The organism is Candidatus Chloroploca asiatica, assembly GCF_002532075.1.
GTDB lineage: Bacteria > Chloroflexota > Chloroflexia > Chloroflexales > Chloroflexaceae > Chloroploca > Chloroploca asiatica.
Window position 1 is genome coordinate 16,481 of sequence record NZ_LYXE01000050.1, and the last position, 15,068, is coordinate 31,548.

General features: G+C 59.3%; 12 protein-coding genes. 9 read left to right on the forward strand and 3 right to left on the reverse strand.

Annotated elements, in window-relative coordinates:
- The first annotated feature begins 240 nt into the window (after positions 1-240).
- Together A9Q02_RS04505 and acuI are read left to right on the forward strand one after the other, a co-directional pair.
- A complete protein-coding gene (locus A9Q02_RS04505; RefSeq protein WP_097651167.1) occupies positions 241-2,634 on the forward strand; it encodes a YbaY family lipoprotein in 2,394 nt (797 codons plus the stop codon).
- Between the two features lie 168 nt (positions 2,635-2,802).
- The gene (gene acuI / locus A9Q02_RS04510) at positions 2,803-3,798 is read left to right on the forward strand and encodes an acrylyl-CoA reductase (NADPH) (protein ID WP_097651168.1); all 996 of its coding nucleotides are present in this window, start codon (positions 2,803-2,805) and stop codon (positions 3,796-3,798) included.
- 133 nt (positions 3,799-3,931) lie between these two features.
- Here acuI and A9Q02_RS04515 read toward each other — a convergent pair whose 3' ends face one another.
- Both A9Q02_RS04515 and A9Q02_RS04520 read right to left on the reverse strand, forming a co-directional pair.
- On the reverse strand, positions 3,932-5,134 hold the full coding sequence (locus A9Q02_RS04515) for a phosphoglycerate kinase (protein WP_097651169.1): 1,203 nt from the start codon (positions 5,132-5,134) through the stop codon (positions 3,932-3,934).
- A gap of 100 nt (positions 5,135-5,234) precedes the next feature.
- Complete coding sequence (locus A9Q02_RS04520; protein WP_097651170.1) at positions 5,235-5,903, reverse strand: HAD hydrolase-like protein; 669 nt, start codon at positions 5,901-5,903, stop codon at positions 5,235-5,237.
- A 227-nt stretch (positions 5,904-6,130) separates the two neighbouring features.
- Between A9Q02_RS04520 and A9Q02_RS04525 the strand changes: the two genes are divergently transcribed.
- From A9Q02_RS04525 to A9Q02_RS04545, 5 genes are all read left to right on the forward strand, one after another.
- Positions 6,131-7,117, forward strand: coding sequence for an AAA family ATPase (locus tag A9Q02_RS04525; protein WP_172450631.1), 987 nt, complete (start codon positions 6,131-6,133; stop codon positions 7,115-7,117).
- A 2-nt stretch (positions 7,118-7,119) separates the two neighbouring features.
- Positions 7,120-8,547 carry a VWA domain-containing protein gene (locus tag A9Q02_RS04530; RefSeq protein WP_097651171.1) on the forward strand — a complete coding sequence of 476 codons (1,428 nt, stop codon included), beginning with the start codon at positions 7,120-7,122 and terminating at the stop codon, positions 8,545-8,547.
- A 92-nt stretch (positions 8,548-8,639) separates the two neighbouring features.
- Entirely contained in the window at positions 8,640-9,041 is a 402-nt protein-coding gene (locus A9Q02_RS04535; RefSeq protein WP_097651172.1) for a hypothetical protein, read from the forward strand.
- 130 nt (positions 9,042-9,171) lie between these two features.
- Positions 9,172-10,437, forward strand: coding sequence for a glycosyl hydrolase family 18 protein (locus A9Q02_RS04540; RefSeq protein WP_097651173.1), 1,266 nt, complete (start codon positions 9,172-9,174; stop codon positions 10,435-10,437).
- A 15-nt stretch (positions 10,438-10,452) separates the two neighbouring features.
- Positions 10,453-11,475, forward strand: a complete 1,023-nt coding sequence (locus tag A9Q02_RS04545) for a hypothetical protein (protein ID WP_245860345.1) — start codon at positions 10,453-10,455, stop codon at positions 11,473-11,475.
- Between the two features lie 187 nt (positions 11,476-11,662).
- Here A9Q02_RS04545 and A9Q02_RS04550 read toward each other — a convergent pair whose 3' ends face one another.
- Positions 11,663-12,904, reverse strand: a complete 1,242-nt coding sequence (locus A9Q02_RS04550) for an aminotransferase class I/II-fold pyridoxal phosphate-dependent enzyme (RefSeq protein WP_097651175.1) — start codon at positions 12,902-12,904, stop codon at positions 11,663-11,665.
- 186 nt (positions 12,905-13,090) lie between these two features.
- Here A9Q02_RS04550 and A9Q02_RS04555 point away from each other — a divergent pair, with 186 nt between their 5' ends.
- Both A9Q02_RS04555 and A9Q02_RS04560 read left to right on the forward strand, forming a co-directional pair.
- A complete protein-coding gene (locus A9Q02_RS04555; protein WP_097651176.1) occupies positions 13,091-14,011 on the forward strand; it encodes an MBL fold metallo-hydrolase in 921 nt (306 codons plus the stop codon).
- 9 nt (positions 14,012-14,020) lie between these two features.
- Complete coding sequence (locus A9Q02_RS04560; protein ID WP_097651177.1) at positions 14,021-15,049, forward strand: ketopantoate reductase family protein; 1,029 nt, start codon at positions 14,021-14,023, stop codon at positions 15,047-15,049.
- The last annotated feature ends 19 nt before the right edge of the window (positions 15,050-15,068 follow it).

Genomic DNA, 15,068 nt, shown 5'->3' on the forward strand with positions numbered 1-15,068 from the left:
GGTGTAGGGGCACCCGCAAGGGGTGCCCCACCAGGGACGGGGGCCGGATCCGGTGTAGGGGCACCCCTTGCGGGTGCCCCACCAGGGACGGGGGCCGGGCCCGGTGTAGGGGCACCCCTTGCGGGTGCCCCACCAGGGCACCCGCAAGGGGTGCCCCTACTCGTCTGCGAACGATGTAAGATCTAGTGTAAGATGATGGTTACGCTGCTATTTGATTGAATCAGTTAAGGATAACACGCTATGGCTTCGCTTGCATCCGGGTTGGCTCGTATGGGCCTGATGATGGTTCTGTTTGCTTTGCTCGCCGCCTGCGCCGCTTCGCCCGCGCCGACCCCAACCCCCACGCCTGCTCCCCCGACCGAGCCTCCGGCGGCGGTGCCGATGACGGCCCGCCCCTACGCGCTTGGTACGACCGATGTGCAGGTCGATGTTGGTTTTGGCGCAACTGAGTTGCTCGAATTGCGTGGCACGGTCGCCTCCCCGGCGAACCCTGGGCGCTACCCGCTTGCTCTGGTGCTGCACGGGAGCCACACGGTTTGTCCGACGCCGCCCGATCAAGAGGAAGAGCCGTTTAGCTGTTCACAGGTCGTGCAGCAACGCAATGATCCGGGTTTTGCGTACCTGCTTGAGGCGCTGGCCGAGCGTGGTTTTATCGCGCTTGCGCCTGATCTCAATATGGCCTTCCGGAGTCCATTCGATGGCGAAGCCAATGCCTTGGATACGTCACGGGTGCAGTTGATTCTGGACCGTCAGTTGGAGGCGTTGCGCACCGGGGATCAGGCTTTTGCGTTGGCGAATGAGGTTGAGGCCGATCTCACCCAGCGCTATTTGATTGGTCATTCACGGGGTGGCATGGCCGCCTATGGGGTGGGCGTCACATGGGATGCTGACGAAGCCACCGAGGTTCGCGGTCTTTTGCTGCTTGCTCCAATGATTGAAACACCGCTTTTCCAGCCGGTGCCCTTTACAACCGCGCCAGCGGTTGATCTGCCCCTGGCCGTGGTTTTGCCTTCGTGCGATGGCGATGTTGGGAACCTCGATGGTCAACACTATGTGGAAGCCGCCCGCATCGACCCGCAGCGCCAGCAACCCGCAATCAGCATCTTGCTCCCTGGAGCCAACCATAATTTCTTCAATGATGGCCTGACCGTCGATGACTCACGCTCGGCGTTTGGTTTTTGCGACCCTGAGACGCCGCGCATGCCGCGTGCCGATCAGCGGGGCTTTCTTGAGGCTTTTGCGCCTGCCCTGTTTGAGGCCTGGCGCACCGAGACGATCTTTGATCTTGAACTCGTTGCGCCTGCGCAACCAGTGCCCGCAACGATCGCCGGTGTGCCAACCCAGAGCTTCGTTGTCTACCCGGCGGCGCAGCGCCGTCCGGTGCTCTCTGCGTTGCGTAGCACGGAACTTGACGTTGGGCCACTGGGTGGCGCAGTGACTGTGCAAGATGCGACCCTCGAATTTTGCGCCTATCAGAGTTTTGGTGCGGGCATCCTGTGTCGTCCCTTTGTCCAGATCCCCGGCGGCCCTGCCCAGATGCATTTTGCTTGGGAAAGCGCTCAGGCACGCTTACGGGTTGACCTCCCGCCAACGGCAGGCGATACGCGGGACGCAACGGCTTTGCAATTGCGGTTGGCCCTTGACCCGACCGACCTGCGTATGCCCACGGGTGAGGCGCAACGTGTGCGTGTTGTACTCCAGGATCAAGCGGGCGCAATGGCGGAACAGGTGGTCAGCATCGCTTTGCCGACGGGCCGCCTGGGCACAAATCGTTGGAGCGATCCGGTCTATCTTAGCAGCGTGCGTCTGCCGTTGAGCCAATTCGATGGCGTTGATCGGGCGCAACTCGCGGCGATCGAACTCTATCCCGAAAGCGCGGGCGGCGCGCTCTTCCTGGCTGATCTTGAACTCGTTAGCGCCACCGAAGTGATTGAAATCGCTGCGTTGCCGGAACCCTTTGGTACCCTGGATGTTCAACTCACTGGCGCGAACACAGACCCGTTCCCGCCTGAAAGTCAACTCTTTGTGCGCTTGCGGATGGCTGGCGTTGCCGAAGAGGAACCGGATCTTGTGGTTGTTCAGACCTATGATGTCAGTGACCAGAGCTTACCGCTTGAGGTGTCGGTTCCATACAACCGTGCGACGCTTGACGGACGAAACGACTATGAACTTGAAGCAGGGATCCTCGTGCCCGACGGCACCCAATACAACACTCCTCAACCTGTGCTCGCGATCAGGGCTGGCGAGATCCAGACACCTCTGGAGTTGATCGTGGAACCGATCGTCATTGTCGAGGCACCAACGCCAACCCCCGACGCAACCCTGCGTGTTGTCATTCGTGCCCCAGAGGGGCAACCCTTCGTGCCGGGGCTTGATCTCTCGGTGGTGCTGCTTGAACGCGAGACAGGTGCGCCGCTTGCTGGTGCAACTGAAGTAACCACCGAAGCCACGGTCGAGACGTTCGAGCTTGAACTGGCCTACAATACTGCCGACGTCAAAGAGGGTGGAGTCTACGCCCTCAGCGTCCAGGTCTTCCAAGATCTTTTCACCGTCATCGCGTCGAATGACGACCTGGAACCGATTGATCTCAACGCAGACGTCGTTGAACTGCAACTGAAGGTCGTTCAGCCCTAAAACCCGTGTCGTAGCAGGTCAAAAACGCCAGCATTGCTGGCGTTTTTGACCTGCTACGACACAATGCTTGGGGGCCGCAGGCCATATTTGGCAAAGCCCCTCCCCTCCTTTATAATCGGGGCCATCATGGTGAAGAAGTAGCAAGCGCAAGCCAAAGAAGGTAGAACGATGAGCAATGAATCTTTTCGTGCCCTGGTCGTCGAGGAAGACGCTGGTACGCGCCGCGTTGAGTTGCGCGACATGCAGGTGGCCGATCTGCCTCCCGGTGAAGTCCTGGTGAAGGTTGCCTATTCGACCTTGAATTACAAAGATGGGCTAGCGGTGACCGGGAAGGGCAAGATTTTGCGGGTCAATCCGATGGCCCCGGGGATTGATTTTGCCGGTACCGTGGTCGAGTCGCAGTCACCCGCGTATAAGCCTGGTGACGAGGTGGTGCTGACGGGGTGGGGCGTCGGCGAACGCCACTGGGGTGGCTTCAGTCAGTTCAACCGGGTCAAGGCCGGCTGGTTGGTGCCTTTGCCCAAAGGGCTGACGCTGCAACAGGCGATGGCAATCGGCACGGCCGGTTTCACAGCGATGCTCTGTGTGCTGGCGCTGGAACGCCACGGCTTGACCAACGATGGCCGCGAGGTCGTGGTTACCGGGGCCGCTGGCGGCGTGGGCAGCGTTGCCGTTGCGCTGCTGGCCCGTGCTGGCTACAAGGTTGTCGCTTCGACCGGTCGCCCCGAAGAGGCAGATTACCTCCGTGACCTGGGGGCCGCTGATATTCTTGACCGTTCATTCTTTACCAATCCTGGCCGCCCGCTCGAAAGCGAGCGCTGGGCTGGCGCGGTTGATACCGTTGGTGGGCCAACCCTGGGCGGCATCTTCCGCACCGTTGCCTCGCATGGCGTCGTTGCGGCCTGTGGCAACGCTGGCGGCGTTGAGTTTACCTCCTCGGTCTTCCCCTTTATTCTGCGGAGCGTCAAGCTCGTCGGGGTCGAGTCGGTTATGGTGCCCTTGCCCGAACGCCTTGCCGCGTGGGAACGCCTTGCCCGTGATTTGCCGACCGACGTGCTTGATCGCATGACCAGCGTGATTCCGCTTGCCGCCGTGCCCGAGTATAGCGAAACGATTACTCAGGCACAGGTGCGCGGGCGCATTGTGGTTGATGTGCAGGCGTAACCGCTTGCTGGCCTATCCGTAAACAAGCCAAAAAGCCAGCAAACGCTGGCTTTTCGGCTTGTTCACGACTATCCTTTGCGCCTTTGCGTCAAATCATCGGGAGACTTCGTTCCCAGAATAATAAGCGTGCCTCTCAGCGATCCTGCAGCGCCGCAACTCCAGGCAACTTCTTGCCTTCGAGCAATTCGAGCGAAGCACCGCCCCCGGTCGAGACGTGCGACATCTGGGCGGCGAGACCGGCCTGTTCCACCGCAGCGACCGAGTCCCCGCCACCAACAATCGTGATGGCACCACCGGCGGCAGCCTCGGCCATGGCACTGGCAATCGCCCGTGTTCCACTCGCAAATGGGTCAAGCTCGAAGACACCCATGGGGCCGTTCCAGATGACCAGTTGCGCGGCGGCGACTTCACTGCGATACTGCTTGGTTGTCTCGGGGCCAATATCGAGCATGCGCCAGCCTGCGGGGATGGCATCAACACTGACCACCTTCGTGTTAGCCTCGGCGCTGAACGCATCGGCAATCACGGCATCAACGGGCAGCAAGAGACGCACATTGGCTGCCTTGGCCTTGGCGATCAATGTCCGCGCCGTCTCAACGCTCTCAGGTTCGATGAGCGAGTCGCCCATCTCCTTGCCTTCGGCCAGGAGGAACGTATTAGCCATGCCACCGCCGATCAGCAGCGCATCAACCTTGCCAAGCAGATTGTCAATGACGCCGATCTTATCACTGATCTTGGCCCCACCGATGATCGTTACAAAGGGGCGTTTTGGTTGTTCCAGCGCCCCGCCGATATACTCTAGTTCCTTCTCCATCAGGAAGCCGGCGACGGCAGGCAAGTGGTGCGCCACCCCTTCGGTGGAGGCATTGGCACGATGGGCTGCACCAAAGGCGTCGTTGACAAACACATCACCCAGGCGGGCCAGTTCGGCGGACATCCCGGCGTCATTCGCCTCTTCACGTGGGTCAAACCGCGTATTCTCTAGCATCAAGACCGTCCCAGGCTGCAGTGCCGCAGCGGCAGCCTCGGCGGCCTCGCCCGTCGTAACTTCGGTTTTGCGTACTTCGTGAGCCTCGGGCAGCAACTCAAAGAGGCGCTCAACAACTGGGCGCATACTGTACTTTGCATTGACCTTGCCTTTGGGGCGTCCCAGGTGTGACATCAACACCACCCCATTGGCACCCTGTTCTAACAGGTACCGAATTGTCGGCAACGCGGCGCGAATGCGGGTATCATCAGTGACACTGCCCTCACTATCCTGTGGCACATTAAAGTCTACGCGTACCAGGGCACGCTTGCCATTCCATTCGATATCACGGACGGTCTTTTTATTCATCAGGGAAGCTCCTTCTGCGGTTTCTCCCAACGGTGAGTATTGTAGCATATCTGTGATGGTTTTCGAGGGCGTACGCCCTCGAAAACCATCGTGGCGAAGGCTAGTGGTCTTCTTTGTTGCACAGTAGATCCCGCAGATCGGCGACGCTGTGGACGAGGGCGTGAGGGTTGGCTTCGGTCAGTTCGTCCAGCGTGCCGTAGCCGTAGGTGACGGCAATACATGGCAGGCTGTGCGCGCGTGCGCCTTCGATGTCATAGACCGTGTCGCCAATCATGAGGCTCGCGCTGCGTTCGGTTGGGCTGAGTAGATCGAGCACCGCGCCAATGACTTCGGCTTTGGTGCCAATGCGATCGTCAGGGGTCGAGCCAATGATGGCGACGAAGAAGCGCGTTAGGCCAAAATGATCGAGAATGCCCTGCGCCGGGACAATGAATTTCGAGGTTGCAACATAGAGGCGGATGCCGCTTGCTTGCAATTCGGCGAGCAACTCGGGGATGCCTTCGTAGAGCTGGTTCTCGTACATCCCGATAGATAGATACCGCTCGCGATAGATGGTGACGGCCTCTTCCGCCAGCGTGTCATCGCCAAGATACGCCCGTAAACTGGCGCGCAGGGGTGGGCCGATCCAACTGCGCAGCGTCTCAGCGTCAGGAAGGGGCTTCCCCAGGGTGTTGAGCGTATGGCGAAAGGTGCGGGTAATGCCCTCGTAGGGATCGGTCAGGGTTCCGTCAAGGTCAAAGAGCAGGGCTGGGTGGCGGGGCTGTCGCATAACTGTCTATTTCTCGAAAACGGGACCAGGTCTGGTCGAAGTTCAGCACACGCACGATGTGTGCGACTCATCCTTCTCACTATACCACCCGTTTTTCCAGGTGACAATCCTGTTGTTCCGATAGGCATCGTGGTATACTGAAAGTGTTCCCCCTCGATTTCTAGCTCTTCCATGCTCGCCAGGGTTGCCCTGCGAGTGGTGATCCCAACAGAAAGGCGGCGTTGCGCATGCTCAATTCGATAACCGATGTGCGTGAGATCCTCGCGACCCAGCAATATATTGCTTCCGACGAGATTTGTACGGCGATGTTTCTGGCTGATAAACTCGGCAAGCCGTTGCTCGCCGAAGGCCCCGCCGGGGTCGGCAAGACTGAACTGGCCAAGAGTTGGGCGCTCGCGAACGGCCGCGAGTTGATCCGTTTGCAGTGCTACGAAGGCCTCGATGAGACCAAGGCGCTCTATGAGTGGGAATATGCCAAGCAGTTGCTCTATACGCAGTTGCTGCGTGAGAAGCTGAGCGATCTGCTCGGTGATTCGCGTACCCTGCGCGAGGCCGCTGATCGCCTGGCAAGCGAAGAAGATGTCTTCTTCTCCGAGCGTTTCCTCTTGCCGCGTCCGTTGCTTCGCGCCATTACGAGCGACCAGCCGGTGGTGCTGCTGATCGATGAGATCGACCGCGCTGATGCCGAGTTTGAAGCTTTTCTGCTTGAGGTGTTGAGCGATTTTCAGGTCAGTGTCCCGGAACTTGGTACCCTCAAAGCCAAACATCAACCGACCGTTTTGCTCACCTCAAATAATACCCGCGAGTTGAGCGAGGCCCTCAAGCGGCGCTGTCTCTATATTCATATTGATTATCCTGACCTTGAAGCCGAGTTGCGCGTGATCCAGTTGAAGGTGCCCGGCCTTTCGCCCAAATTGGCCCGCCAGGCCATTGAATATGTGCAACGTCTCCGCAAAATGGATCTAAAAAAACACCCGAGTGTCAGTGAAACGATCGACTGGGCCCGGGCTTTGCTTGAGCTCAACAGTCGGCAGATCGACAAGACAACCCTCGATACGACGCTGAGTGTGCTGTTGAAGTATGAGAGCGATATTCAGCGGGCCAAACGTGCGCTGCAAGGCGGTGAGCGTGGTGACCGCCCCGAGCGCCCCGAGCGCGGTGATCGCCCGGATCGCCCGCGGAACCGTTATCCGGGTGGTGAATGGAATAACTAAGTATGGATCGACGTATCACTGAATTTATTGCCGCCCTGCGGGCCGCTGGTATTCGGGTCAGCCTCGCTGAAACGGCTGATGCGATGCGGGCGATTGAGCAGGCAGGGATTACCGATCGCCGCCTCTTTGAACTGGTTATGCAGACGAGCCTGATCAAGGATGCGAAAGATTTTACGACCTTCCGCGAGCTCTTTCCGCTCTATTTTGGCAAAGAAGCACCCCCCCCGATGCAACAACCCGGCGGTGGTCAGCTTTCTGAGGAAGAGCGTGAACAGTTGATGGAGCAACTCGCCCAGATGCTGGCGCAGATGAGCCCGGAACAATTGGCGCAACTCTTTCGCTCGATGATGACTGGTCAGCCCCTCTCGGCCCAAGAGATGGGCCAATTGATGGATGGCATTGCGCCGCCGCATGTCTCGAATCCACGCTATCGCGATTGGATGACCCGGCAGGCGTTGCGTGAGTTGAATTTCAACCAGTTGAATAAGGCGCTCCGCGAATTGCTCGATGCCCTGCGTGCCGAGGGCATGTCGGAAGAGGCGCTGCAGGCGATCGAGCAGGCTGCCCGTGAGAACCAGGCCGCGCTCGCTGAACAGATCGGCCAGCAGGTCGCCCAGCAAATGGCCGAGCAGTCGCGTGGCGATGGGCAGGCGATTCCGCGTCAACGCTCCGAAAGCGAGTTGCTCGACCGGCCCTTCGATCAGTTGAATGAGCGCGACGCGGAAGATATGCGCAAGATTGTCAATCGCCTCGCGGCCCGTTTGCGCACACGCCTTGCGTTGCGCCAGCGTCGGGGCAAAACAGGTACCCTTGATGCCAAGACGACGATCCGCGCCAATCAGCGTTTTGGAGGGGTGCCGATGGTTGTTCGCCATCGCAAGCGCCATCTCAAACCAAAACTTGTGGTGCTCTGTGACCGTAGTGTCTCGACCGAACGAGTGATGACCTTTATGTTGCTGATGGTCTATTCACTCCACGACCAACTGAGTCGCACTCGTTCCTTCGCCTTCATTGATCGCCTGCACGATATGAGCCGCTACTTTAACGAGGCTCGCCCCGAAGCTGCGCTTGCTCAGGTAATGGACGAGATCCGTCCAACCCGCAGTTACAGTACAGATCTTGGCTATGCCCTCAATGAGTTTGTCCGCGATCACCTGAGTTGCATTGATCAACGCACGACCGTGATTCTGCTCGGTGATGGGCGCAATAATGAAAATGATCCGGGGCTTGCCGCGTTTGCCCAGATCTGCCGCCGCGCCCGACGGGTGGTCTGGTTTGCGACCGAAGAACAGCGGAAGTGGGGCGTCTACGATCCTGGCTCATTGAGCAGCGACATCTATAAGTATGCCCCGATGTGCGATGCCATGCACGAGGTGACCAACCTGCGCCAACTTGCCGACGCGATTGACCGCCTCTTTGTCCGGGCGTAGCTCAGGTAATGGTAAGATAGGTGCGGTGACAAAGCGGTGCAACCGCTTTGTCACCGCACCTATCTTGCCATTTTTGTAATAGGATCGCGCCCATGTTTTTTTTGGTGACAGAGGTGCATAACTTTGGCGGCTTTTTTGGTGGTGATACGGTCTCGTTGAGCGGCAAAGCCTGGCGCGATCCTGAGGCTGCCGAGCAGACCTTGACGATTGACGAGGCGGCCCTGGTCAACCTCACGGATCGGCACCTGGTGGCGGCGGGGATGTTGCTCGAACTAACCTTTGCCGGTGCGCGGGTCGAAGCAGCGGTTGTGCGGGGCGCTTCTGAGCATGCGACGTTGCGGCGCGCTCTTGGTGAACCTGAACTGCCTCCTACGCTGAGCGAGTTGGTGCTTCTGAGTTGCCGTTGTGCGGCGTGCAAGCTCTGGGTTACGCCCGTGCGACGCGACGACACCGAGCTTTGCGCCCTGTGCGGGCGAGGGGTCGCGCTGCGCTAGCGTGTCTACATACGATACGTATCGACTTCGCCCCGCACGGGTGCGCCGCACGGCGCACCCGTGCAGGGCAACAAACCCTTGACACCTGCAAGACGCGACTCGTATAATGCAGGCGAAGGGAAAGAAGCTTATGCGTCGTCGCGTCTCATTCGTCTCGTTGCTCCTGGGTCTCCTCTATCTGACCGCACTTGGCCTGGCAGGTGTGCTGATCTGGCAAACCCTGATGCTGGCCCGTGCTTTGCCGGAGGTTCAGGCGGCTGCCGCAGAAATTGCGCTGGCAACGGCAACCCCGGTGCCGACAGCCGTGCCCATGATTGTCTTGCCAACCCCGGTGCCGCCAACCCCGATGCCAACAGTTGAAGTGCCTGATCCAGGCCCGGTCAATTATCATCCCAAGAGTGGCCGCTATATTGTTGCCTGGTTGCCGCCCCTCTTTGAAGGTGGCGCACGTGACTCCTTCTTTGCGAATGCCGATATTATTGATGATATTAGTCCGTTCTGGTACTCGACGGATGCCAGTGGCCGCCTTTTTGGCACCCGCAATGATGACCTGGTGCGCATTGCCCACGAGCATAATATCCGCATCATTCCGTCGATCCATAATGTAACAGCAACGCCTGGTGTCGTCGCCGGGGTGCTGCGCAATCCGGCTATCCGCGCCCGTCATGTCCAGCATATTGTTGATGAAGTCCTTGCCCGCGGCTACGATGGCATTGATATCGACTACGAAAGTCTCGATCCTTCGCTGCGCGCTGATTATACGGCGTTTATTGTCGAGTTGAGTACGGCCTTACGCCAGCACGAGAAGCTCTTGACCGTGGCTGTCCATGCCAAGTCAAGTGATTTCGGTGGACTTGGTGGCTTTCAAGATTGGGTCGCCATTGGACCCTATATTGACCAGTTGCGCATCATGACCTACGATTATCACTGGCGTGGCAGTGGTCCCGGGCCGGTTGCCCCAGCCTACTGGATCAATGCAGTGGCTGAGTATGCGCAGTCGGTCATTGATCCGGCCAAAGTCTTGATCGGGGTCCATTTTTATGGCTATGACTGGCCCCCATCTGGGCGGGCGACCGCACGTACCTGGCGGGTGATCGAAGAGATTATTAATTCCCAGGGGTCAACCGTCAATTTTATGGAACGCAATAGCTCCGGGCCGGTCGAAGAGAGCTATTTTTCGTATCGCAGCGCCGAAGGTACGCGCCAGGTCTGGTTTATGACCGAGACCGGGCTTGGCTCCAAGATCCAGACGATCCAGGCGATGGATCTGGCCGGCATCGCGATTTGGCAACTCGGTTATGAAAAACCTGAATACTGGCGCATTGTGCGCGAGAGTATGGTCAAAGATACGGCGCACGTTCAGCGGGCGTTGACCCCACTGATCCCCGATCATTAAGCTATGGCACCTATTGTGGAACCTGAAGTTAAGGTTGATGTTACTGAAGCGCACCTCCTCTATGAGCGTGGTGTGGCGGCGGCTCGTGCCGATAATCGGCGGGTTGCCGCTGGCTTCTTGACCCGCGCGTTGCGCCTCGATCCCCGCAACGAGTCGGCCTGGCTCTGGTTGAGTGGCGTGCTTGATGATCCCCACGAGCGCGCTTTTTGTCTACGCTCGGTTCTTACGCTGAATCCGCACAATACCCACGCGCAGCGCGGCCTACGCTTGCTGGAAACACGGGGCCTCCTTAACGGGCAGGCTGATAAAGCGCCTGCTATGACGCTCCCTTCACTTCCCGTGGAAACCAAAGAGCGCCCGGTTGACCGTGATGCCTGGTGGATCAATTGGCGTCGCTCGAACCGTGAGTGGAGCCGGAGCCGCCTCCTCTTTTGGATCTTTCCGATTCTTCTGCTCGTTGTTGCTATTGGTCTCTACCAGAGTTTTGTGGTGGCTGTCGAGCGGAGTGCGGCCGTGATTGTTGCGCCTACTGAAGATTTGGCAAGCGTGGCACTGTTTGTGCCGCCACTCGTGCCAACCATTGAACCAGTGCTCGAGGCCGAGCCACTAGCCGTCGTTGAAGGCCTGACTATCGGCTACCTGGGGGCACTCGAAAGCCTGCGTGCCGATCTCCGGGTTGCCACCGAGACCTATCGCGAGGCGACGACTATGCTTGCGGGCGGCTCGGTCGGGGCTGTTGCGGCGACGCAACGTCTGCGTGCGACCGTAGCTTCTTCACGTGAGGCCATGAGCCAGTTGCGACCCCCGGGCACGTTGCAGCCTGCCCACGATGATTATCTGACCGGGCTTAACCTGCAACTCGAAGGTCTCGATGCCGTGCTCGATTTTTATAGTGGCTACGATGTAGCCTACGCGAACCGCGCCGCGCAGCGCTTCCAGGAAGCCCGCGCGTACCTCGAACGTGCGCAGGCCACCTTTGCCACCGAAGCACGCCAACTCGCCGACCTCAGCAGCACCACCGCCCAAACCCCACGGTAGGTACACGGTGGCGCCGTGCCCCTACCCCCTAGGGCAATTGCATCATACAAAACCGGATACAACAAGACGCTCTATCAGGGCACCCGCAAGGGGTGCCCCTCCAGGCCGAGGGCCGGATCCGGTGTACGGGCACCCCTTGCGGGTGCCCTCGCGGGGTGCATACACGGAAGATGCAATCACCGTGTCCCTACCCCCCGACGGGAAACCGTACAGCTGCGAGCCGTTCACCTGCGGCACGCAGCGTTTCCAGCTTTTTGGCAAAGCAGAAACGGGCGAGCAGCGGCAACGGTTGACTGCTCCCTTCCGATTCCCTCGGCGCATAAAAAGCCGAAGGCGGGATCGCCGCAACCCCAATCTCGCGCGTCAACCAGCGACAAAAGGCTCCATCATCGGCAAAGCCAGTCTCCCTCAGATCAGCCATCACAAAATAACTGCCTTCGGTCGGTAACGTTGGGAGACCAGCCTCGTGCAACAGCGTTCGCAAGAGCGCGTAACGCTCAAGGTACTCGGCCCGCAGGACCTCGTAATAGTCATTCGTGAGGGCCGCTTCAAGTGCCGCCGCCGCCGCATCTTGCAAAGGCGTGGCGGTCGCAAACGTAATCCACTGATGCGCGGCCCGCAACGCATCGTTGAGCGCCGCCGGCCCAACGGCATACCCGATCTTCCACCCAGTGACACTGAAGGTCTTGCCAATGCTGTTGATCGTCAGGGTACGCTCCCACATCCCCGGTAGGCTCGCAATATCCTGATGCACAGCATCGCCAAAAACCAATTGATCATAGACCTCATCGGCAATCACGGTTACATCATACTCAATGCAGAGCGATGCAATGAGCTCGAGTTCAGCCATGCGAAAGACTTTGCCGGTTGGATTATGGGGCGTATTGAGCATCAAGATCCGTGTGTGTGGGGAGAAAGCCGCCCGCAACGCCTCAGGATCAAACCACCACGCATGTTCAGGCACCCCGGTGAGCGGCGAAGCTTGCCCTTCCCCCGGGGGATGCAGCCGTACATAACGGGGCACTCCACCTGCCATTGTTACCGCAGGCACATACGCATCATAGAATGGCTCAAAGATAATGACCTCGTCCCCAGGATTGACAAGCGCTTGTATTGCGCCAAAGAGCGCCTCGGTGGCCCCACTGGTCACGGTGATCTCGCGCGCGGGATCAACTGACGTGCGCCCCTGGGCCTGCCAGGTTGCCGCCACCGCCTCACGCAGCCGGGGTAAGCCCTGATAGGGCGCATACTGGTTCAAATCGGCCGCGACCGCCGCGACCGCCGCTGCTTTTACCCAGGCTGGACCCGCAAAATCCGGGAACCCCTGCCCCAGATTGACCGCACCACACTGCACGGCCAGCGCACTGATTTCGGCAAAAATCGTGGTTCCAAAGCCACGCACACGCTCGGCGGGGTGACGACTGCTCATAGATAGGCTCCTGCTCTTGAGGGTGATGAATTGTGCTGTATGGTACCATATCCGCAAATCCCAGTTTTTGGTTCGTTTTGGCGGCGAAGCCGCCAAAACGAACCAAAATACCTCGGTGAGCGGCGAAGCCGCTCTACCATAGGGTAGCGGTTTGACCAACTGCTACCCTGTGGTATTATCATAGCCATGAATACACAAACTTATCCTCATGGAGTCCTGACCCTCGATACACTCCATCTTGGACGGCCAGGTGTTGTCGCGACGTATCTGCTGCTTGGTGACGAACTGGCGCTCGTTGACCCAGGGCCTGCCGGTACGTTACCTACTGTCGAGGCCGCGCTTGCCCAGCATGATCTGAGTTTGCAAGATCTGCGCCATGTCATTCTGACGCACGTTCATCTTGATCACGCTGGGGCTACGGGCACGATCCTCGCGCAGAACCCCCACGTTCAGGTGCATGTTCACGAGCGTGGTGCGCCACACTTGATCGATCCGTCGCGCCTGGTCAAGAGTGCTGGCCAACTCTGGGGCGACCAGCTCGAGATGCTCTGGGGGCAGACGATCCCTGTGCCGCCAACGGCGATCACGACCCTGGTCGGCGGCGAACGGCTCCAGCTTGGCACGCGTGTGTTGCATGCCTACGATGCTCCTGGGCATGCCAAACATCACCTCGTCTGGTACGACGAAGAGAGTGAGGCGGCCTTTGTCGGCGATAACACCGGTGTCCGCCGTCAGTTGCAGCCCTTTACGCGCCCAGCAACTCCGCCACCCGATGTTGATCTAGTCGCCTGGCAGAGCACGCTTGATCTGATTAAAGGCCTGCGCCCGCAGTGGCTGATGTTGACCCATTTTGGGGCCTATCATGATGTCGAGTTCCACCTGGCCGATGTTCGTGAACGGTTGCTGCGCTGGGGTGAGTTAGTGCGCACCGGCTTGACCAGTGGCAAGAGTGAGGCCGAGCAACTTGCGGCCCTTGAAGCACAGGCGCTTGCCGAAGCGGCGAGCCTTGATGAAACAGAACTGGCCGCTCTGACGCAGCAGTCGGGCGCGGTCGAGTTAAGTTGGCGTGGTCTGGTGCGCTATTGGCAGAAACAGGCTGCCTCTTGAGGGGGGACCGTGGCTATCGTGATTGTTGGCGGTGGAGCTATTGGCCTTCAGGTGGCCGGACGGTTGGCGCTGTCCGGCCGTGAGTGTGCTGTGCTGGCACGCCCTCAGACGGTTGATGCCTTGCTCGATCGTTCGTTGAGTATCACCCTCGAAGGCGAAACCCGTCGTGTGCGCCTTGATGCGGCTGCATTACCCGACGATCTGCTGGGATCGTATCACAGGCCCGAGTTGGCGATTGTGTGTGTCAAGGGCTACGATACGCCGGGGGTGATTCCAACGCTGCGTGCGCTCAAACCCGGTCGTATCCTGACCCTTCAGAATGGGATTGGCAACGAAGAATTGCTTGCCGAGGCCTTTGGTCAGCAACAGATCATTGCGGGCAGCATTACCACCTCGGTGGAACTCCCCGGGCCAACCGAGGTGGTCGTGACCAAAGCCGGAGGGATTAGTCTGGCTGGCATGACCCCGGCAACGCGCGTCAAGCAGTGGGCCGAGATCTTTACGCAGGCCGAGTTTCCCGTTGAATTGCACCCTGACTACCGCTCGATGAAATGGTCGAAAGCACTGCTCAACATGCTTGGCAATGCACAGGCCGCCATTCTCGATATGCCGGTACCCGAGATCTACGCAAATTCGCGTCTGGTTCATGTTGACCTGACCGTTGCGTATGAGACGCTGGCTGTGATGGGGAAACTGGGCATCCATCCCGTGAACCTCCCAGGGTATCCGGCGGCAACCATTGCGCGGTTTGCGCCGTTCACACCGGGTCCGATCCTGCGGATCCTGATGCGTCGCATGGTTGGCGGTGGGCGCGGAGGCAAAGATCCTTCGCTCTTGCGCGATTTGCGGGCTGGACGAACGCGTTCCGAGGGTGAACAACTCTATGGTGCGGTGGCGGCGGCAGCAACGACAACCGGGATGTCGGTTCCTGTTACGGCGGGCCTCTGGCGGATTCTCGGGGCGATTGTCCGGGGTGAACGACCGTGGCAAGAGTTTCGTCGTCAACCCGAACGCCTACTCGCCGAGCTCGGGCTTTAGCAAGTGAAGGTTCCAGGCT